The organism is Coleofasciculus sp. G3-WIS-01, assembly GCF_040223135.1.
In the GTDB taxonomy this organism is placed as follows: domain Bacteria; phylum Cyanobacteriota; class Cyanobacteriia; order Cyanobacteriales; family Coleofasciculaceae; genus Coleofasciculus.
In genome coordinates this window covers 38310-59390 of the sequence record NZ_JAVJZI010000287.1, presented here as the reverse complement: position 1 = coordinate 59390, position 21081 = coordinate 38310, and the positions used below count along the sequence as shown (strand labels likewise).

The following is a 21081-nucleotide window of genomic DNA, read 5'->3' as shown; positions in this document are numbered from 1 at the left end:
TGTAAAGAGGGATGAAAAGGATTATTTGACCACAAACATTTGTTGTTTCGCCAGTTTCGCTGCTTCTACTAACTTATTTTGTGTTTTACGAAAAGATTGCTCCCACTTTAATTCATCTTCAATATCAGCAATATAGTCCCGTAAATGCTCAATAATTCGCTCCTGCTGTGCATCAGGGAGAGATTCTAAAATTTTAATGACAGTGGCTATATTTTGCTTTAACATTTTTGATTTAAATAGTACAATTTTAATCAATATACTTAAAATATAACAGTTTTTCCTGATTTAAGGGCATTAGTCAATTGTTCAATGTAGAGGAATTCATCGTGCTTGCCCGCTTCATGGTCTCATGCGATCGCTAAAATCCTGCAACACTTTCCTGTACCCGATGCGACTGATTCAACCTGTGCGATCGCGAATTCTATAGCTACAGGCGCACACATTTTCCCACGATAACAATATACCATAAAACCTTAGTTTTGCAGCGCCTTTTGAAAGGTTTTAATAGCATCTACATGATTCACAATATTGATGCAACGTAATAACAAATCTAGATCAATCCCTCTAACCTCCTCACTACTCTTAATCTGTTCATAGTCAAGTGTATTCCCCTCTCCTCGCAGGTGATAAAGCTCTAACACCCCATCTTCCCAAAACCACACTTCCTTGATCTTCAGCCGCTTATAAATCTCCAACTTGTTGATACCGCCACTGGTAAACACTACCTCAATCACCAGATCTGGATGAGTTCGACCTGGAGCCAGTTTATAGGATTTATCGGCTTCTCGCTTGACGGCGACTCCTTCACTTTCCAACGTCATTGAGCCAGTTGGAGTAAAGTCAAATCCTGCCATCAATAGATAAAGCTCCAACAATGCACCAATTCTTTCCTTAACGGTTTCATGAGGTTCTCCTGGCATTCGTCGTATCTCCAAAACTCCATCTAAAAAAGAAAGTCGATATCCTGGACGGTCTAACAATTGTTCAACAGCTTTGAACTCTCGCCATGTCATTCCCTCAAACAAAAGGGGGGATTCCTTCTTGGGTGTTGCGATCGTGGCTAAAGTCATTTGAGTCTCCCGTTTTTTCGATTATAAATCAACTCAAAATTGGACAGGTCTCCCACCCACCCTTTCTTTTAAAGTCAATGACTATTTTAACTTAAAAGCAAATTGCCAGGGAACCTTTGAGTGGAGATTGCTGTCAACAGCAAAACAGCACAGGTAAAGATTAGCTTTGATTATTGAACGAACTTTTCTAATAGACATACAATACAGTAATTAGTTTATCTGTACGTTTAAACGTTAATTCATCTCACGCCAAAGCCAAGATTATGACAAAGGGGTTCTCACGGAATAAAGCCAAAATTGTGATCGGACTCTTAGCAATTTGCGCTTCATGCCTAGGTTTAGCCGCTAAACGTGTTAATTCTGCGGAATCCCTAGCAATAGAGAGTCTAACCATGGGGGAAATTCTGCAACGTTTAGTTGTTCAGTCAACCCTTGAACTCGATCGCGAATGGGTAGAAGCTGAAGCCGTTACCCCCTCAGCTTCTCCCTCACCTCAGACGCAAACTTTCGCTCAAACCCCGACTCAAGTCGTTGGCGGGGGGACAAAACTCTCCTTAAATGGTCGTATCGTACCCCTTGCTTGGAAACAGTGGCAAGTTGGGGGAGTCATACGCACGGGTATCACTGATGTGGGAGTCCAACAACTCTTCGGACTGGAATTGTTGAGTACCCGCAATTGGACGCGACAACCGATACAGTGGTTCTCTAATCCCCTGAGTACGCCTCTGGTTCTGGTGGCTCACCATCGTGATGCTTATCGCTATTTAGATATTACAGAGTTTGCCCAACAGATGGGATGGCAATTCCAAGCCCAAGGAGATACATTAGCTCTAACGTCTGTACCTGCACGGTTAGAGAGTATCCGACAAGAGACGCAGCTATGGGGGTTTAGGATGATTCTTGATTTAGATCGTCCCACACCTTGGCAAGTGAGCAGAAGCCCCGGTGAAGGGGTGATTATATTAGACGCGATCGCGAATCCGTCTGTGATTGAACAGTTTACCCCACCTCCGGCGGTGGAAGATGAGGAAGATGAGGGAAATAACTCAACACTCAACACCCAACACTCAAAACTTAGTCAGGGCGGGTTTAGTCACATCCGGGTGAAGCAAGAAATGATAGTAGTAAAACCCGCCCCTACACACTCAACACTTAAAACCTCCCCCATTGAGGGGGATGAGAAAAACAATGCAGCGCCGGAGAATCAACCGATTATCCGCGTTGAAACGAATCAAACCCAAACCACTATCGGCGTTTCGATTCCAGATGGTCTACGGTTACACGTCTTTAGCTTACCTAATCCCAATCGCTTAGTCATCGAACTTCGACCGGATGCCATGGTGGAAAAAGATATTCTGTGGGCACCGGGTATCTGGTGGCGTCAGCGGACTGTGACTCTGGGTGATACTCGATTTCCTTTGGTGTGGCTAGAGGTTGATCCCAAAAATCCCCAAGTCAACCTGAAACCGATTTGGAGTAATCCCACAAATCAAATGGGAACCGCCCCCCTGATCCAAACCGCCCAGTTGTGGCAAGCCTCAGCCGCCATCAATGGTGGTTTTTTTAACCGCAATAATCAACTGCCCTTAGGTGCCATCCGCCGCGATGGACGCTGGTATTCTGGACCCATTCTCAACCGAGGTGCGATCGCGTGGACGGATCAGCATCAATTCAAATTTGGACGTCTCAGCCTTCAGGAAACCTTAATCACCGCCAAGGGAGAACGTTTTCCGATTCTGTTCCTGAATAGCGGTTATGTGCAAGCCGGGAGATCTCGCTATACTCCAGAATGGGGCGCAATCTACACCCCGTTAACCGATAATGAAGTGATCTCGGTTGTGCAAAATAATCAGATTACGGCTCAATTACCGGGAGGTTTAGCGGGTAAGGAGCCGTTTCCTATTCCAGTTAATGGCTATCTTCTCATAGACAGAGGCAGTGATCCAAAAGTTGCGGTAAGTACTCTCACGATTGGCACACAAGTTCAGATTGAACAGAAAACCTTGCCGATTGAGTTTAATAATTATCCTCATATCCTCGGTGCTGGTCCGTTGTTACTGCAAAATCGCCAAATTGTGCTAGATGCCCAAGCTGAAAAGTTTAGTGATGCCTTTGCTCAACAAGCAGCTATTCGCAGTGCGATCGGGATCACGGCAAATGGCACAATAATTATTGCCGCCATGCACAATCGCCTCGGTGGTAGAGGTCCCAACTTAACCGAAACAGCACAGTTGATGCAGCAACTCGGAGCCGTTGATGCACTGAATCTCGATGGTGGGAGTTCCACTGGACTGTATTTAGGGGGTCATCTTCTGGATCGTTCTCCTTACACAGCCGCCCGGGTTCACAATGCTTTGGGACTCTTTCGACCCAATTTCCCCTAAGTAGGTTGCTGGAAATCAACTGAACCCTGTTAAGTTATGTAAAAATTTCTCAAATCCTTACAAATGACGAACACTAAGCTAGCTCTAACCTTTAACATCTTCTTCTTTATCTGCCAGAGCTTTTATCTAAAGTTTCGATAAAGCTCAAGTCTCTCAATGTGAAGACTTTCTACAATTTGACGTATCTATCCCCTAATGGGTGCAAAATCTAAGATGAATTTGCTAATCTTAACTGTAGTTGGCTTTTGTGTTGTTGATAACCGGGCAATAGCTAAATACCGGATTTAACCTTTTGATCGCAATTAATGCCTGCGGGAGGCGGGCGGCTGCCTGTGGACGCTGAGTAAGACCAATAAAGGGCAACCTTTGGAGGCATCGGCGGATGAAGCGGGAAACCCTAAAGACGAATAAGACCGTCCTTGTTTTAAGAAGTTGGAGGTTCCCCAACTTCAGCGAAGCAAGTTGGGGTACTTCACTACCGTAACTATTTTCAGGAGAAATACTATGGTTCAGCAAGCAGTTCCTCAAGATTCGGCGATTACCCTGCCCAGATCGTTGACTGCCGAAGGCGCTGCCGCTACAGAACTAAGACCTTGGGGTTCATTTACTGTTCTGGAAGAGGGGCGAGGATACAAGATTAAGCGCATTGAGGTGAAGCCCGGTCATCGCCTCAGCCTGCAAATGCACTACCATCGTAGTGAACACTGGATTGTTGTCAGCGGCATGGCAAAGGTTATTTGCGGAGATAAGGAATTATTGATTCATCAAAATCAGTCCAGTTATGTTCCTCAAGGACATGCTCATCGCCTAGAAAATCCAGGTGTTATTCCCCTGGTATTAATAGAAGTGCAGAATGGCGAGTACCTTGGCGAAGATGACATTATTCGCTATGAAGATGACTATGCCCGCAACGAGTGTGACACAGAATAGGTGCGGCTTACAGCAGTAGCTAGTACGGCTTCCAGGGAAGTCGAAGGTTAATATCGGTTTAGCTTGGTAAATTGTTAATTACACTGTGCTGTACTAGCTTGACGCTAAATGAACTCCTCCCTAATACTAAGGGGGGAAATTTTTTTGCCTCAAGTGACGAAAGTTCTTATCGTCATCAATTAAAGGAGTTTTCTAGAATTGCCTGTCAAGAGGATTTCTAAGCCAGGACAAAAACGATGATTACACTGAGTCAAGCGGCGACCAATGAAATAAGACGCCTCAAGACCAAGCACCAGCAACAGCAAGCTCGATTACGCTTAGGCGCGAAGCCAGGGGGATGTGCTGATTTATACTATACTCTGGAGTTTGATGATGCCGTCAGAGCGAGCGATCGCGTCTATGACACTCAAGGTATCACTGTCGTCGTGGATGAAGCGAGCATCAAGTATTTAACCAACCTAACCTTGGATTATTCAGAAGATCTTATGGGTGGTGGGTTTCGCTTTTATAACCCCAATGCCATTGAAACCTGTGGCTGCGGAAACTCGTTTCGAGTCAAGGCGTGATCTAACTTTCACGGTATATGGCGCTACGTGAGTATCAATTGTGTAGGGGCGGGTTTCACCACTATCTTTTCGGTTGCAACCCGATTTAACTCGCGCCCGCCCAGACGCTTCTTTCATCGCGTCTCTACAATAGTTTCTAGACTTCCCGTGAAAAGTCAAGGCGTGATCAATGCTCCTAGGTGTAAGGAGTAGCAAATGACGAATGACCAAGGACAAAGGACAAAAACATTGACATTGTTGCCCAAAAGTCAGTACAATCAGAATTTGTCAATACGTTCAAACAATTAAGGAATTTTACGCGCCGTAACTCATGCCCACTATCCAGCAGCTCATTCGTAGCGAACGCGCCAAAATCAAGGCGAAAACCAAATCGCCTGCACTGAAACAATGTCCACAAAGGCGGGGTGTTTGCACCCGAGTCTACACGACAACCCCCAAAAAACCGAACTCAGCCCTGCGGAAAGTGGCAAGGGTACGCCTGACATCAGGTTTTGAAGTGACGGCGTATATTCCTGGAATTGGTCATAACCTTCAAGAACACTCGGTCGTGATGATTAGAGGAGGACGGGTTAAAGATTTACCCGGGGTTCGATATCATATTATTCGGGGAACGCTAGATACGGCAGGTGTGAAAGATCGCAAGCAGGGTCGTTCCAAGTACGGAACCAAGCGTCCTAAGTAAGCAAAGAGAGCTTTTAAAAATCTGCCCACACCTGGCTCAACTTGCCCATAGCGGTTTAGGTTGGGTAAGCTGCCCTGGAAAATGGGAGATGATGTGACTAGGTTTTTCTGGCTGGGTTTTTCTGGATTTTTCCAAGCAACCCTTAAACCTGGGGAAAAGAAAATCAATTCCCGGATAATTTGTTAAATTTGCCAACGGATTATGTATTTTGTAAAGGCTTACTATGTCTCGTCGTACAGTTGTTAAAAAGCGCCCTGTCCCCCCTGACCCGGTTTATAACAGCCGTTTGGTTAGTATGATGGTGCGCCGGATTATGCGTCATGGAAAAAAATCTCTGGCATCTGGAGTTATATATGACGCCTTCAAAATTATTGAAGAACGCACAGGTAACGAACCTCTAGAGGTATTTGAAAAAGCGATACGGAATGTCACCCCGTTAGTAGAAGTGAAAGCCCGTCGGGTTGGAGGGGCAACATATCAAGTTCCCATGGAAGTCCGCTCAGAACGCGGAACAACATTAGCTATGCGCTGGCTGATTCAGTTTTCCCGAAGTCGCTCAGGGAAAAGTATGTCGAGTAAATTGGCAAATGAGCTGATGGATGCGGCAAATGAAACCGGGAATGCCATTCGTAAACGGGAAGAAACCCATCGGATGGCAGATGCCAATAAAGCGTTTGCCCATTATCGCTACTAACTCAGTTAGACCGATGAATGAGAGCACTTGCGAAGGCTAAAGGTTGATTCGGGGGGTTCCGTGAGGAATAACCAATAACCTAGCTAGCTGGCTTTTTGAGGAGCGAATAGGACAAAGGAGAAAGAACAAATCCCTAAAAAGTTAAACAAAGTATAGAATTGTAAAGAGATAGCAACGTGGAAACTTGCGGCGACGAAGGAGGTAGCTGTGGCACGTACCATCCCGCTTGAGAAAATACGCAATATCGGGATTGCAGCCCACATTGATGCGGGCAAGACAACAACAACCGAACGGATTCTGTTTTACTCAGGAATCGTTCATAAGATAGGCGAAGTCCATGAAGGGACAGCCGTGACCGACTGGATGGAGCAAGAGCGGGAACGGGGAATTACAATTACTGCTGCGGCCATCAGCACAAACTGGCTGGATCACCGGATTAACATCATTGATACACCGGGTCACGTAGACTTCACAATTGAAGTTGAGCGTTCGATGCGGGTTTTGGATGGTGTGATTGCTGTGTTCTGCTCAGTGGGAGGTGTCCAGCCCCAATCGGAAACTGTGTGGCGGCAAGCGGATCGCTACCGGGTACCGAGGATTGCCTTTGTCAACAAGATGGATCGCACGGGTGCTAACTTCTTCAAAGTATACGAGCAACTCCGCGATCGCCTGCGTACCAATGCAGTTGCGATCCAAATTCCCATCGGCAGTGAAAATGATTTCCACGGTATTGTCGATCTTGTCCAAATGCGTGCCCGGATTTATAGCAATGACCTGGGTACGGATATGCAAGACACAGAAATTCCGGAAGATGTTCAAGAGCTAGCCCAAGAATACCGAGTCAAGCTCATCGAAGCCGTAGCCGAGACAGATGAAGCGCTCTTAGAAAAGTATCTGGCGGAAGAAGAACTCACCGAAGACGAAATTCGGTCTGCTTTGCGTAAAGGTACAATTGCGGGAACAATTGTCCCGGTGCTGTGTGGTTCAGCCTTCAAAAATAGAGGAGTACAACTACTCCTAGATGGAGTGGTGGACTATCTACCATCTCCCCCGGAAGTTCCGGCAATTCAGGGACTATTGCCCGATGGTACACCTGAAACCAGACCTGCAGACGATGAAGCTCCCCTAGCGGCCCTGGCATTTAAGATCATGTCAGACCCTTATGGTCGTTTAACCTTCATGCGGGTCTATTCGGGAGTTCTGCAAAAAGGCAGCTATATTCTCAACTCCACTAAAGATCAGAAGGAACGTATATCCCGTCTGATTATTTTGAAATCCAACGAACGGATTGAGGTCGATGAGCTACGGGCTGGCGATCTCGGTGCAGCGATTGGTCTAAAGCAAACGACAACGGGTGATACAATTTGTGGTGAAGAATCGCCAATTATTTTGGAATCGCTTTATGTTCCAGAGCCGGTGATTTCGGTAGCCGTAGAACCCAAAACCAAACAGGATATGGAGAAGCTTTCCAAAGCCCTCCAAGCCTTATCGGAAGAAGATCCGACATTCCGGGTGAGTATCGATCAAGAAACCAATCAAACCGTGATTGCGGGAATGGGTGAACTCCACCTGGAAATTCTGGTGGATCGGATGCTGCGGGAGTTCAAAGTTGAAGCCAATGTGGGTGCCCCTCAGGTGGCTTACCGGGAAACAATTCGTAAATCCGTGCAAGCGGAAGGCAAGTTTATCCGTCAAAGTGGCGGTAAAGGCCAGTACGGTCATGTTGTCATTGAATTGGAGCCAGGTGAATCCGGTAGTGGGTTTGAATTTGTCTCCAAGATTGTTGGTGGTTCCGTACCGAAGGAATTTATTTCCCCGGCTGAGCAGGGTATGAAAGAAGCCTGCGAATCGGGTATCCTGGCTGGGTATCCTCTCATTGATGTCAAAGCCACATTAGTTGATGGCTCTTACCACGATGTTGATTCTTCGGAAATGGCATTCAAAATTGCCGGTTCGATGGCAATTCGACAAGCGGTGATGAAGGCTTCACCCGTGCTACTAGAGCCTATGATGAAAGTGGAAGTTGAAGTGCCTGAAGACTTTCTCGGAGATGTCATGGGCGATCTCAACTCCCGCCGTGGTCAAATTGAAGGAATGGGTACCGAAGAAGGCATTGCCAAAGTTTCTGCTAAAGTTCCATTAGCCGAGATGTTTGGTTATGCTACGGATATCCGGTCTAAGACCCAAGGTCGAGGTATCTTCTCAATGGAGTTTAGCAACTACGATGAAGTGCCTCGTAACGTGGCTGAAGCTATCATTGCTAAGACCAAAGGGAACGCATAACTAAGAAAAGGAAAACGTAATTCATGGCACGCGCAAAGTTTGAAAGGACTAAACCCCACGTCAACATTGGCACAATTGGTCACGTAGACCACGGCAAAACAACGCTGACGGCTGCCATTACCATGACTCTGGCTGCATCAGGTCAAGCAACCGCCAAGAAGTACGAAGAGATTGATGCGGCGCCAGAGGAAAAGGCACGGGGGATTACCATTAACACGGCTCACGTTGAGTATGAAACGGCAAATCGCCACTATGCTCACGTTGATTGCCCGGGTCACGCCGACTATGTGAAAAACATGATCACGGGTGCGGCTCAAATGGATGGCGCCATCTTAGTGGTTTCAGCCGCTGACGGTCCAATGCCCCAAACTCGGGAACACATTCTCCTTGCCAAGCAGGTAGGCGTCCCCAACTTGGTGGTCTTTTTGAACAAGAAAGACATGGTGGATGACGATGAACTACTGGAATTGGTGGAACTCGAAGTCCGCGAACTCCTCAGTGATTATGAATTCGATGGGGATAAAATTCCCATCGTGGCAGGTTCGGCTTTAAAGGCACTCGACTCTCTCACCGCTAACCCAACCATTAAGAAGGGTGACGATGAGTGGGTTGATCAGATCTATGCGTTAATGGACGAGGTCGATGCTTACATTCCTACCCCAGAACGGGATGTAGATAAGCCCTTCCTGATGGCAGTCGAAGACGTCTTCACCATTACCGGTCGGGGGACAGTAGCTACGGGTCGGATCGAGCGAGGTAAAGTCAAGATTGGTGACGAAGTTGAGTTAGTTGGACTCCGAGATACGGTCAAGAAAACCGTCACCGGCATTGAGATGTTTAAAAAGAGTCTCGATGAAGGGATGGCGGGTGACAATGCCGGAATTCTACTCCGAGGTGTTGAGAAGAAAGATATTGAGCGGGGAATGGTAATTGCCAAGCCCGGTTCGATCACTCCTCATACTCAGTTCGAGTCGGAAGTCTATGTACTCAAAAAAGAAGAAGGAGGTCGTCATACTCCATTCTTTTCCGGCTACCGCCCCCAGTTCTATGTTCGTACCACCGATGTGACGGGAACAATCAGTTCCTACACCGCTGATGATGGTAGCAATGTGGAAATGGTCATGCCGGGAGACCGAGTAAAAATGACCGTGGAGCTAATTAACCCGATCGCGATTGAACAAGGAATGCGCTTTGCCATTCGCGAAGGCGGTCGCACCATCGGTGCAGGTGTTGTCTCCAAAATCCTCAAGTAGCACTGTTCTGGCTCAAAAAAGTAGGAGCAGAGAACTGAATCAGCTTCTCTGCTCCTTACTATCTGTTTTGGAAGTCCGAAAGGTGGAAACTATCGCACTCAAAGTCAGGGCTGGTTTGGCAACTTAGGCTTTGGGAAAACCAATCCATATTAATCCCTAAACCTGCCTCTACACCCTCAAAATTCTTAATTATTTCAGAACCTAGACAACTCAAAAAAATGGCAACGATTCAGCAGCAAAAAATTCGGATTCGCCTTAAAGCATTTGATCGGCGATTGCTGGACACTTCTTGCGAGAAGATTGTGGATACAGCAAATCGCACCAATGCTGCCGCCGTCGGTCCAATTCCCTTACCGACCAAACGTCGTATTTATTGTGTCTTGCGATCGCCCCACGTTGATAAAGATTCACGGGAACATTTTGAAACACGTACTCACCGACGTCTGATTGACATTTATCAACCGTCGTCCAAAACAATTGACGCCCTGATGAAACTTGATTTACCTGCTGGTGTGGATATTGAAGTGAAGCTATAGGGTAGGAGGGTAGGAGGGTAGAAGGGCGAAAGTATTAAGCGTAAGGATTTGGAAACCTGCGTTAGCGTAGCTTTGCAGACCTAAAATCTCCCTTGTTCCTGGAGCTTATGAAGCTCTTCTGCTCCAATGCTTGCTTCTTGTCCCCAAAAAATCCGTTAAAGTAGGTAAAGAAGCGCAGTTACCCTTTTCACCAAGGCACAATGGCATCCTCTTCCTCAATTGCTGTTAGAGAACTTCCTTTGTTTCCACTGCCAGAAGTGGTTCTATTTCCGGGACGACCCCTACCCCTACATATCTTTGAATTTCGCTATCGCATCCTGATGAACACGATTTTGGAGAGCGATCGGCGGTTTGGGGTATTAATGTGGGACCCGGTGCAAGGTCAACCCGCCGCCGTTGGCTGCTGCGCTGAAATTATCCACTTCCAGCGTTTGCCCTTGCCCGATGATCGGATGAAAGTCTTAACCCTGGGTCAGCAAAGATTTCGGGTTTTAGAATACGTCCGAGAAAAACCCTATCGCGTCGGGTTGGTGGAATGGATAGAGGATCAACCCTCCCAAAAAGACTTAAGAGAACTCTCCAAATCCGTTGAGCAATTGCTGCGAGATGTCGTCCATCTTTCTGCCAAGCTGACGGATCAGAAAATCGAGCTGCCTGAAGATTTGCCAGACCTTCCTTTAGAACTATCCTATTGGGTAGCGGGCAATCTTTACGGCGTCGCTTCGGAACAACAAGCTTTGCTAGAAATGCAGGATACAGCAGCCCGTTTGGAACGCGAAGCTGAAATACTCACCTCCACGCGCAATCATTTGGCAGCCCGTACAGTCCTTAAAGATGCCTTTAATTAGCCGTTACATAAGACTTACCCAAAGCTACCCACAAGTGGACATCCTTGACGCTTACTTCCTGCTTCATTCTGGAGGTGACGGCACTCAACCAGTCCACAGGCTCTCCCCACCTAACTGGCGGCTATCTCCAAATTAATGGAGGCATTGAAATCCCGGTCAATTTCCAACCCGCAGTTGTCACACCGAAAAACCCGCTCAGATAAGGGCATTGAGTCTTTTTCGGTGTGGCATCTTGAGCAGGTTTTGGTTGAGGGATACCATCGATCAACCACAATTAAGGTTGACCCGTACAACGACCTGCTCAATGATTGTTATAATCATATTATACATGAGCAATAGAAGAATTGGAATGCCTAGACAAAAAATTTATGATGAGTCAAAACGTAGGTTTACGATGACTTTGACTGAAACAGCTATCAACTGGCTAGAGATGAAGCGCGTCGATTTGGGCGCTAATAGCCTCAGCGACGTAATAGAAAGGATGGCGCGATATCGGCAAGACCTACCCAAAAAGTCCAGACATGGGTAAGTTTGGGCAGATATTAGGTTACAGTTGTTAACCCCTGTGGGTTTTCTACAGGCAAAGGCAGCCTATTCGTCCTCAATCAGCGCCATTGAGTCAATGGGTATGACACTGTAGCTGCCAAATATTTTCAGAATTTCTGTATGAGTGGCAGCTTCTGAGAGTGCCTCTTGCACCAACGGTGTAGAAGCATTAGCTTCTAAATCAATAAAGAAAAGATACTCACCCAGCGATCGCTTCGTTGGGCGAGATTCAATTCGACTCAGGTTAATCTCTCGCTGGGCAAAGGCTTGCAGGGGTTTAACTAACGCTCCTGGCACATTGGCAGGGGTGCTAAAAGCTAAGGAGGTATGACTACCGCCAGAGGATGGTTGCTGACCAACAATCCAAAAGCGAGTACAGTTATCAGGATAATCATTGATCGCCGCAGCGAGGATAGGTAACTGGTAAAGCAGCGCCGCCCGTTGTGAAGAGATCGCGCCGGCTGTATAGTCGGTATCCAAATGCTGTAAGGCTTCCGTGGTTGAGTTGGTCGGTATAAGTTGCACTGAGGGCAGACACTTCTGGAGCCACCCTTGACATTGGGCTAAGGCTTGAGGATGAGAATAAACGGTTTGGATTGCCTGGAGACGAGATGCTCGTGACAACAGGGCATGTTGGATCGGCAAAACCAATGCCTGTTGAATTTGCAGTTGATCCAGTTGCCATAGGGTATCCAACGTAATTGTTACACTGCCTTCAATGGAATTTTCCACAGGCACCACAGCCAAATCAGCTTGCCCTTGGGCGACCGCGTGTAAGGTTTGGGCAATGCTGGGATAAGGGCATAACCAGGGTTTTGAATCACATTTACTGGCAAGGGTGCGACAGTAAGCTAAGGCAGCCGCTTCCGCGTAAGTCCCTGGTGGTCCTAGATGGGCAATTGAAATTGACATAAAATACACTTTACCTTATAATGTGCGTTTTTTTATTCTCAGTAATGGGATTTAATCTTTTCCTTCCTGAGGACTAAACGTTTAGACTGATCGAGGTGATTAAAGTCTTCTATAGGAAGATAACGCTTGGCGATCAAAATTTCTACAATCAGAGTAAGGATTAAGTTATATGCTGTGGTCTCATTTAGCAAACTCGTTCATGTCCATAACCTTAAAAAATTTCGCCCAATTATGTAAATAAACCTTAATTAAAGTAAGATTAACATTAAGAAACTTAGACGAAACCCAACGTTGCTCTCACCCTATGACCAGCCAGTTTACTGCATCCCAATCCGTAGAAATTACTGTACCGGAACAATCTGTACCCATTCAGCACTATTTACGTCAACCTCAGCGGTTGGTACAGGCGATAGCCGACCCAAATCTGATCGAGCAACTGAGTCCAGAGCAGTTTCGCCTGAAGATGCGTCCATTGCATTTTCTGTCATTAACCTTTCAACCGAGAGTCACCCTCAAAGTTTGGACAGATGTTAACGGTACAGTTCAACTAAGATCGGTAGATTGCGACATTCCTGGATTGGACTACATTAATCAACGCTTTACCCTACAGGTCAATGGGAAACTCTATCCTGAGTCAAACCACAGCCAAACTAAACTTAAAGGCAGAGCGGATTTAAAGGTTCGGGTAGATATTCCCTTTCCCATTTCCCTGACACCTCAACCCATTATCGAAAAAACCGGCAATGGATTACTCAAAAGTGTTTTACTACGGATTAAGCAGAAATTAATGCATCAACTGCTATTGGATTATAGTCAATGGGCTAACGCGGATCGTCAAACCCTTAATCAGCCTAACTCTCAGCATCTTACACCTGTCGATAATCCTACCATTTAGGGGGATTGGGAAAGTTTTGAGTTCACTCCCCTGCTCCTGTGCTGTGTTCCCCAGCACCCCAGCTTCCTATCTCCCTCATCCCCCATCCCTGAATTGACAAGGACGAAAGGAACGGCGATGTTGCGGCGAAGGACCCAACTGTTGGAGGGCTAAACGATGTCGTTGAGTTCCGTATCCCTTATTAGCGGCTAAGTCATAATCGGGATACTTAGTCGCTAAACGCTCAATTAAATCATCACGCCAGACTTTCGCCACAATACTAGCCGCCGCAATTTCTAGTGATCGCTCATCCCCTTTAATTAGACTCTTTTGGGATACGGGTAAACCAACCAACGCTTGTCTCCCATCGATCAGGCATAAATCGGGCTGCACTTTCAACTTAAGCACAGCCCGTTTCATTGCCAACAAAGAGGCTTGTAATATATTAATTTGATCGATTTCAGCACTAGTGGCATAACCAATACTCCAATCGATAGCCACCTCTTTAATCGCTTGCGCCAATTTCTGGCGTCGTAGACGAGTTAACTGTTTACTATCTTTCATTCCCGAACCAGCCAAGTTGAGCAGAGTCGATGCAGGTAAAATAACCGCTGCTGCCACAACCGGACCAAATAAAGCGCCACACCCAACTTCATCCACTCCGGCAACCAATTTGCGATCGCCCGATAGTTCCGGTAGTTGGCAATAGTTGGCTGAATTCTCCATAGTCATGGATACCTGAAACTCAGTCAGGGCGGGTTTTGAGTGAAGGTTATCATCCTATACATAGTCCAACGAGAGTGGCTCGCCTCCGCCCTTAAAGGCGCTTGTTGGATCACGGAAAGGAACACTCAAAACGTTTCCATTGCTCATTCACTCATTTTCCATCGCCGAAGAACGGCGGCGACGACGACGAATCAAAGATGGCTTCGTTTCCGATTCACTGGCTGAGGTTGATTCAGCCGATGATTCTGAATCGACAGCAACTCCCGATGAACTAACCAATACCTTGTCTGAACCCTCTTCTAACTCAGATTCCTCTGATGGGCTAGAAATATCCTCCCATGAATCGTCAGCTACGTCAGCTATGTCATTGGTGGAAGTATCCGATTCAGCTTCTCCAGGAAGTACCACCGAAACCATAACCGATCTGGGATTTCTAATCTCCCGGTCTAAGCGCACTAACGGTGAAATGCCCATCAAAGCATAAACATCCTGTTCCTCCGGGGTCATCTCAACCTGAATAACTTCCGGTGGTTCCATTTCTACCACCGAGCGAATTAGCTGGGGTCTGCCCACTCGTTCGCTGGGCTCTGGCGCGATGGGACGTTCAACTGAGGTACTATCACGCCTGATCTCCTCTACGTCGTCACCCACATCAGAGGAGCGTTGAGACACGGGTATTGGACGAATATTGCTCTTGGCGATGGGTTCATCTTTGGAGATCACATCATCCAAGCGGCGACGACGGCGGCGGCGATTAGTGCCATTGACGATTCCCCTTTCTTGATAACTCGGATGATTCAGTTCAAGTTCATCCGGTTCATTAAAGCCAGGGATATCCAAGGGTTCTGGAAGATCAGAGCTTTCGGGGACTTCAACGCGAGAAACAGGCTCTAGCTCTTGTTGCACTTGAGGTTCTGGTTCACCAGGAAGATGCACCAAATGTCCTAAACCACCGCAGCTTGGACAAGTGTGACCAAATAATTCGTAAATATTTTGACCCTGGCGCTTACGAGTGAGTTCGACTAATCCCAGTTCTGAAAGTTGGGCGATTTGGGGTCTGGCTTTGTCCATTTTCAACGCTTTGTTGAAATGTTCCAGAACCTGCAATTGGTCACGCCGCGAGTCCATATCGATAAAGTCCACGATGATTACGCCAGCAATGTTACGTAGGCGTAATTGGCGGGCGATTTCCGTTGCGGCTTCACAGTTAGTCCACAGAACCGTTTCTCGTGCGGTTGCTGAACGAGTAAAGGAACCGGAGTTCACATCAATTACAATGAGAGCTTCCGTCTGTTGGATGATAATGTAGCCTCCGGATGGCAGATCGACTCGTGGCTTTAAGGCTTCTCGAATCGCCGCATTAATGCGGAAATAATCGAGAATTGAGAGGCGATCGCGGTGGTGGTCAATTAAAACCCCTTCCGGTGATCTGCCGCCACTCCAGCTCACTAATTGCTGCTTCACCCGCTTGACCCCAGTATGGGAATCAACCACAATTCGATTCACATCCGCTGTGTACATATCGCGGAGGACTCGCTGGATAAAATCATCATCGCGATTGAGTAGGGACGGCGCTCTCGTCGAGGTTGCCTCCTGTTGGATGGCTTCCCATTGGCGTTGCAGTGCCTCCAAATCCTCCATAATCGCTTCTTCGGCTCTGCCCTCGGCTTCGGTGCGAACCAATAATCCCATCCCAGCGGGTTTGATCAGCACAGCCAAGGCTCTGAGGCGATTACGCTCGTTTTCGTTTTTTATCCGTCGGGATAAATTAACACCTCGTCCATAGGGCATCAGCACCAGATAACGACCCGGAAGGCTGATATTTCCAGTCAGCCGAGGACCTTTATTTCCCGTCGGCTCCTTCATCACTTGGACTAAGACTTTTTGCTGCGGGGTGAGCAGTTCCGTAATCGCCCCAGAGCGACGTTTAAGTCGCACAGGACCCAAGTCGGTAACGTGAATAAATCCATTGCGTTCGGCATCGCCGATATTGACAAATGCGGCATCAATGCCCGGTAAAACGTTTTCGACAATGCCGAGATAAATATCACCGACTTGGTGGCTGCCGGTGGCAACGACAAGTTCTTGAATCTGATCTTCTGAAAAGACAGCAGCCAGCCGATATTGCTCTGCAATAATAATTTGTTTTGCCATTCAATTTCCTCAAAATTTGGCAGTACGTTCAAGTACTGAAGCTTGGTTTTGGTTGGAATTTTAGATAGCTAATTAGTTTAGAGGGCAGGCAAACGAGCCAAGCTTGAAAAATGCTTGAATGCTTGTCTGAATTCCCTTTTCCTCCAAAAATATTAAATCGCATACCTAAAATTGATCGGTTACTCTTGCTTTGGCTACCCCTTATGATTCTGAAAAGCAAAAACTTTAGCTTTACTTACTTAGAAAACGTAAATTGTGATCGGGGAGTGACTGAAGACTACTGACACTCTCGTAGATCAACTTTTTCTCCAATGCTACAGGTAGCCAATGTCATGCCCCTTTGTCCAAGGGCTAGCATTGGAGTTTGGTAACGTGCAAGTTAAAGCTCTGGAAGTGTGAATCAGTTACGGATAGTATCTACAGATAGTTTACACAGGTCGAACCTAGTGTCACTGTTGGTACGCTAACTGTTTCCTCAATTTTACATTATACTGCGTTGATTGTTGATTGTTAATGGGTAGAAACCATCAGTTTACCTGTGAGGGGGTTCCGGGTGCTCCCGAAAGCTGGGGAGATGGGAGCGATTTCCTCATCAACAAAGGACAAAGGACGAATGAGGAATCCCCAATCACCGTAACTAGACCGACGTGTAAGGGGTTTGAGCTTGACGCAGGGATGTAATTGTCGCGATCGCGTGTTGGGTAACGGTATCGATTTCCTCGGCTGTATTACAGCGCCCAATACCAAACCGAATCGAAGCATGAGCTAGGGATTCTGAATGTCCTAGTGCCAAAAGGACGTGGGATGGCGCTACATTAGTCGAGGAGCAAGCCGAACCTGAGGAAACCGCGACTATCGGCTGTAATCCCAACAGGAGAGCAGAACCGTCCACCCCTTCCACGGAAATATTAAGATTTCCTGACAATCGCTGGTGAGGATGACCATTCAGGTGAATCCCCCCTAGCTGAGACAGGGCGTTCCAAAGCTGTTCCCGTAGCTGGAGGAGGCGTTGAGATTCAAAGGTTTGTTCAGCTAATCCTAGTTCCACCGCTTTAGCAAAGCCAACGATTTGTGGTGTATTGAGGGTACCCGAACGGATTCCCCGTTCCTGTCCCCCTCCCTGAATTTGTGAGGCTAACTTAACTCTTGGGTTACGGCGGCGGATATAAAGCGCCCCAATACCCTTGGGTCCATAAAGTTTATGGGCTGTTAGGGACATCAGGTCAATATTCATATCCTGGACATCCAAGGGGATTTTACCAATCCCTTGAGCGGCGTCGGTATGGAAGAGTACCTGATGCTGGTGACACAGTTCCCCAACCTCAGCCAGGGGTTGTAATACACCAATTTCGTTATTAGCTGCCATGACTGAGACTAAGATTGTATCAGGACGAATCGCTTTTTCAAGCTGAGTTAAATCAAGTAGTCCATCCCTTTGGACAGGCAAAAGCGTGACCTCAAATCCTAAGTTTTGTAAATAGGTACATGGATCAAGCACCGCCCGATGTTCGGTTTGGACGGTAATAATATGACGCCCTTTACTGAAATAGGCTTCAGCAACTCCTTTAATCGCTAAATTATTCGCTTCGGTTGCACCACTGGTGAAAACAATTTCCTCTGGTGTGGCGTGGATAGCGTCAGCTATAGTTTGTCGTGCTTGTTTTACTGCTGCTTCTGCTTCCCAACCGTAAGCGTGGCTGATACTGGAAGGGTTGCCGAAATGTTCTCTAAAAAAGGGCAGCATTGCCTCTAGCACCCGTTCATCCATGGGGGTGGTGGCGTGGTTATCAAGGTAAATTGGACGATGAGACATAATTAGTAAATCGCCATTTGTCATTTTTAGTATGCCACGCCACTCTAGAAAATTGGCTGACTGAAAGGGATGCAGAATGTGAGTTATGACGGACATCCTATTAAAGGTTTATTTTACTACAAGGGAGTGTTAGCGATCGCGCTTTTGTTAAGATGAATAGCACGCTCAGATGAGGCTGGTGGGCATTGCCCACCCTACGATCTATCAAGGTTTAGGCGATCCAAAAATGCACGCTTTTCAGTGCCATTCTTGTTAAGATACTTTCAGGTATCTGAAAAAAAGAACCTTAATGTAAAGAGACGCTTATTATGTCAGAGTTGGCTACTCAAGAGACAACATCCCAAACTATGGTAGGCTGGGAACCATCCATGCCCCCAACTGACTTAATCTTTGATGATGGAGAACCGTTGGAAAGTAATCGCCACCGTATTTCTATAAATGTCCTGATTCGGTCGTTGCAGCAAGCGTATCTTGCTCGCAATGATTTCTTCACGAGCGGTAATATGTTTATTTATTACAGCAGTGAGCAGGCGCGGAACCGGGATTTTAAAGGACCAGATTTCTTTGCGGTATTAAATGTTGACGGGACTACTGAACGGCAAGGTTGGGTTGTGTGGGAAGAAGGGGGGCGTTACCCTGATGTAATTGTCGAATTAATGTCTCCTTCTACGGCGTCTGTGGATACGGGGACGAAGAAAGATATTTATGAGCGTATTTTTAGAACACCGGATTACTTTGTTTTTAATCCCTTTGAACCCAATTCATTGCAGGGTTGGCATTTGGATGCGTCTCAACAATATCAACCATTAGTCCCTAATGAGCAGGGTTGGCTGTGGTGTCAAAAATTGGGGTTGTGGTTGGGAACTTGGCAAGGAACCATAGACCGAGAGACGGCGGTTTGGTTACGATTTTATGATCAAAATGGTAATCTTGTTCCCCTACCTGAAGAAGCGGCTCAACAGCGAGGATTTCAACAAGGGACATTACGACAGTTATTGCGTATCCTCTCTATGCGCTTTGAACAGGTTCCGCTAGATATTGAGCAACGTTTACAGGTACTTGAAATTAATCAATTAGAGGATTTGGTGGAAGTAGCTTTAACTGCACAAACCCTGGCGCAATTTATCAGTATTGTACCTGAAGGTTCATGATAGAATTAGACGCGATCGCACTAGGGAGTATGTCACCTTTATTTCTCTTGTAGGGGCGACCCGCTTGCACAAATCAACAACGGTGTCCACTCAATTTTATCGGGTCGCCCTTTACTCAATGGGAGCATGTCAAGGAAAGCACAAAATGTTTAGGCTAAAAAACGGGCGGGTTTAGTTGCATCTGGGTGATGTCAGAAATGATAATAGGAAACCCGCCCCTACACTATCTCACTTCCCAAATTTTAATCACATCATTCTGGCTACCACTGGCGATAGTCTGTCCATCTGGACTAATTGCTACCGCTAAAACGGCTTCTGCATGGTCACTAATCCTGTGCAAAATTTCACCTGTCTGTAAATCCCAAACCTTAACTGTTTTATCGTTACTTCCACTAATAATTCGACGTCCATCTTGACTAATTACCACTGAAGTAACAGTTCCCGAATGACCGATCAGTGTGCGAATTTCCTCTCCTGTGCTCAAGTCCCAGAGTTTAATCGTTTTGTCAATACTGCTACTCACCAACGTTTTCCCATTGGGACTAATCGCCACTGAGGTAACGCTACCTGAATGACCGGTGAGTATTTTTCGATGACCAATCCAAATAGTACCATCAGCACAACCACTCACTAATCTTTTACCATCTGAACTAATGGCGAGGGAATACACCCAGTCTGACGGTTCGGTTAGGGTGTGAAGTTCAGCACCATTTTTAATATCCCAAACTTTAATTGTTGTATCCTGGCTACCGCTATAAATTCTCTGTCCGTCAGGACTAATCGTCACACAATATACTCGATCTGAATGACCTTCTAAGGTGTGTAGTTCTTTCCCACTTTTCAGGTTCCACACTTTCAGTGTGCAATCAAAACTCCCACTCACCAAAGTTTGACCATCTGGACTAATCGCTACCCCATGTACCCAGTCAGAGTGACCTCGGAAACAGGAGAGTTCCTCTCCATTGCTTAAATCCCATACTCGCACGATTGTATCTCCGCCACCACTGATTAAGGTTTTGCCATCGGGACTCATTGCTAGGGAGTAAACTGTTCCCTTGGGTCCGGATAACCAAAGACCGAGGATTTGTTCTTCGTGCATTAATACATCTCTATAGCAGCAAAAGCTTTGTTTATTTCTGGTAGTCTATAAACTTAACCGCAGGGGGATTTTGTGTCACAATCTCAACAATGTGCGATCGCGCTAGGTAGCAATTTGGGTGATTCGAGTGCCATCCTAGAGGCGGCTATAGTTATGTTAGCTAAAACTCCCGGTATCACGGTAACCTCTCAGTCTAGTTGGTATCAAACCGCCCCCGTTGGTCCGCCGCAGCCGGATTATCTCAATGGTTGTGTGATTATAGATGTACAGCTAACCCCCCAGGATTTATTACAAATCACCCTCAGCATCGAAAAACAGTTCGGGCGGGAACGGCGGGAACGCTGGGGACCGAGAACCCTAGACTTAGATATCTTATTATTCGATAATTTAATAATAGACACCCCTACCCTGCAAATCCCCCACCCCCGGATGAGTGAACGAGCCTTTGTCCTGGTTCCCTTAGCCGAAATTGCCCCCGATTGGCTAGAACCGATATCCGGATGTGCGATCGCACAACTCGTACAAAGGGTAGACTGTTCTGGAGTTCACCCCGTATAGTT

21 protein-coding genes and 1 pseudogene are annotated in these 21081 nt (G+C 46.6%); 14 read left to right on the top strand and 8 right to left on the bottom strand.

All coding sequences use genetic code 11. The features are described from left to right. Positions 1–21: 21 nt before the first annotated feature. Positions 22–225 (bottom strand): hypothetical protein, encoded by a 204-nt coding sequence (locus RIM23_RS31010; RefSeq protein WP_446359231.1) that lies wholly within the window; start codon positions 223–225, stop codon positions 22–24. A 105-nt stretch (positions 226–330) separates the two neighbouring features. Here RIM23_RS31010 and RIM23_RS31005 point away from each other — a divergent pair, with 105 nt between their 5' ends. Further along, positions 331–456 carry a hypothetical protein gene (locus RIM23_RS31005; protein WP_446372382.1) on the top strand — a complete coding sequence of 42 codons (126 nt, stop codon included), beginning with the start codon at positions 331–333 and terminating at the stop codon, positions 454–456. A 17-nt stretch (positions 457–473) separates the two neighbouring features. On the opposite strand, the gene RIM23_RS31000 is transcribed toward RIM23_RS31005, so the two are convergent. Further along, a complete protein-coding gene (locus tag RIM23_RS31000; RefSeq protein WP_446372380.1) occupies positions 474–1070 on the bottom strand; it encodes a Uma2 family endonuclease in 597 nt (198 codons plus the stop codon). A gap of 263 nt (positions 1071–1333) precedes the next feature. Between RIM23_RS31000 and RIM23_RS30995 the strand changes: the two genes are divergently transcribed. From RIM23_RS30995 to RIM23_RS30955, 9 genes are all read left to right on the top strand, one after another. Beyond that, positions 1334–3454, top strand: a complete 2121-nt coding sequence (locus tag RIM23_RS30995; RefSeq protein WP_446372378.1) for a phosphodiester glycosidase family protein — start codon at positions 1334–1336, stop codon at positions 3452–3454. A 504-nt stretch (positions 3455–3958) separates the two neighbouring features. Next, positions 3959–4384: a phosphomannose isomerase type II C-terminal cupin domain gene (locus tag RIM23_RS30990; RefSeq protein WP_446336048.1), complete on the top strand. Its 426-nt coding sequence runs from the start codon at positions 3959–3961 to the stop codon at positions 4382–4384. 236 nt (positions 4385–4620) lie between these two features. Continuing rightward, a complete protein-coding gene (locus RIM23_RS30985; protein WP_446372376.1) occupies positions 4621–4950 on the top strand; it encodes a HesB/IscA family protein in 330 nt (109 codons plus the stop codon). 310 nt (positions 4951–5260) lie between these two features. Continuing rightward, positions 5261–5632: a 30S ribosomal protein S12 gene (gene rpsL / locus RIM23_RS30980; RefSeq protein ID WP_006103254.1), complete on the top strand. Its 372-nt coding sequence runs from the start codon at positions 5261–5263 to the stop codon at positions 5630–5632. Positions 5633–5855: 223 nt separating this feature from the next. Continuing rightward, positions 5856–6326, top strand: a complete 471-nt coding sequence (gene rpsG, locus RIM23_RS30975) for a 30S ribosomal protein S7 (protein ID WP_446372374.1) — start codon at positions 5856–5858, stop codon at positions 6324–6326. Positions 6327–6533: 207 nt separating this feature from the next. Beyond that, positions 6534–8609 carry an elongation factor G gene (gene fusA / locus RIM23_RS30970; protein WP_446372372.1) on the top strand — a complete coding sequence of 692 codons (2076 nt, stop codon included), beginning with the start codon at positions 6534–6536 and terminating at the stop codon, positions 8607–8609. A 23-nt stretch (positions 8610–8632) separates the two neighbouring features. Then, positions 8633–9862, top strand: a complete 1230-nt coding sequence (gene tuf / locus RIM23_RS30965; RefSeq protein ID WP_446372370.1) for an elongation factor Tu — start codon at positions 8633–8635, stop codon at positions 9860–9862. A gap of 218 nt (positions 9863–10080) precedes the next feature. Continuing rightward, complete coding sequence (gene rpsJ / locus RIM23_RS30960) at positions 10081–10398, top strand: 30S ribosomal protein S10 (protein ID WP_044208966.1); 318 nt, start codon at positions 10081–10083, stop codon at positions 10396–10398. Between the two features lie 200 nt (positions 10399–10598). Then, positions 10599–11246 carry an LON peptidase substrate-binding domain-containing protein gene (locus RIM23_RS30955; RefSeq protein WP_446336042.1) on the top strand — a complete coding sequence of 216 codons (648 nt, stop codon included), beginning with the start codon at positions 10599–10601 and terminating at the stop codon, positions 11244–11246. A gap of 110 nt (positions 11247–11356) precedes the next feature. On the opposite strand, the pseudogene RIM23_RS30950 reads toward RIM23_RS30955, so the two are convergent. Then, positions 11357–11539: pseudogene (locus RIM23_RS30950) on the bottom strand (zinc ribbon domain-containing protein); the annotation flags it as partial. Positions 11540–11640: 101 nt separating this feature from the next. On the opposite strand from RIM23_RS30950, the gene RIM23_RS30945 reads away from it, so the two are divergent. Continuing rightward, positions 11641–11775 (top strand): hypothetical protein, encoded by a 135-nt coding sequence (locus RIM23_RS30945; protein ID WP_446359223.1) that lies wholly within the window; start codon positions 11641–11643, stop codon positions 11773–11775. A 62-nt stretch (positions 11776–11837) separates the two neighbouring features. On the opposite strand, the gene pheA is transcribed toward RIM23_RS30945, so the two are convergent. Continuing rightward, a complete protein-coding gene (gene pheA / locus RIM23_RS30940) occupies positions 11838–12704 on the bottom strand; it encodes a prephenate dehydratase (RefSeq protein WP_446372368.1) in 867 nt (288 codons plus the stop codon). 304 nt (positions 12705–13008) lie between these two features. Between pheA and RIM23_RS30935 the strand changes: the two genes are divergently transcribed. After that, on the top strand, positions 13009–13599 hold the full coding sequence (locus tag RIM23_RS30935) for a DUF1997 domain-containing protein (protein ID WP_446372366.1): 591 nt from the start codon (positions 13009–13011) through the stop codon (positions 13597–13599). Positions 13600–13674: 75 nt separating this feature from the next. Here RIM23_RS30935 and RIM23_RS30930 read toward each other — a convergent pair whose 3' ends face one another. The 3 genes from RIM23_RS30930 to RIM23_RS30920 all read right to left on the bottom strand — a co-directional run bounded on the left by RIM23_RS30930 (position 13675) and on the right by RIM23_RS30920 (position 18271). Then, positions 13675–14310, bottom strand: coding sequence for a ribonuclease HII (locus tag RIM23_RS30930; RefSeq protein WP_446359220.1), 636 nt, complete (start codon positions 14308–14310; stop codon positions 13675–13677). A 141-nt stretch (positions 14311–14451) separates the two neighbouring features. Next, positions 14452–16458, bottom strand: a complete 2007-nt coding sequence (locus RIM23_RS30925; RefSeq protein WP_446372364.1) for an Rne/Rng family ribonuclease — start codon at positions 16456–16458, stop codon at positions 14452–14454. Between the two features lie 637 nt (positions 16459–17095). After that, entirely contained in the window at positions 17096–18271 is a 1176-nt protein-coding gene (locus RIM23_RS30920; RefSeq protein ID WP_446372394.1) for a cysteine desulfurase family protein, read from the bottom strand. A 308-nt stretch (positions 18272–18579) separates the two neighbouring features. Between RIM23_RS30920 and RIM23_RS30915 the strand changes: the two genes are divergently transcribed. Further along, on the top strand, positions 18580–19422 hold the full coding sequence (locus tag RIM23_RS30915; protein ID WP_446372362.1) for a Uma2 family endonuclease: 843 nt from the start codon (positions 18580–18582) through the stop codon (positions 19420–19422). Positions 19423–19645: 223 nt separating this feature from the next. On the opposite strand, the gene RIM23_RS30910 is transcribed toward RIM23_RS30915, so the two are convergent. Next, the gene (locus RIM23_RS30910) at positions 19646–20521 is read right to left on the bottom strand and encodes a WD40 repeat domain-containing protein (RefSeq protein WP_446372360.1); all 876 of its coding nucleotides are present in this window, start codon (positions 20519–20521) and stop codon (positions 19646–19648) included. 72 nt (positions 20522–20593) lie between these two features. Between RIM23_RS30910 and folK the strand changes: the two genes are divergently transcribed. Then, complete coding sequence (gene folK / locus RIM23_RS30905) at positions 20594–21079, top strand: 2-amino-4-hydroxy-6-hydroxymethyldihydropteridine diphosphokinase (RefSeq protein ID WP_446372358.1); 486 nt, start codon at positions 20594–20596, stop codon at positions 21077–21079. Positions 21080–21081: the final 2 nt, after the last annotated feature.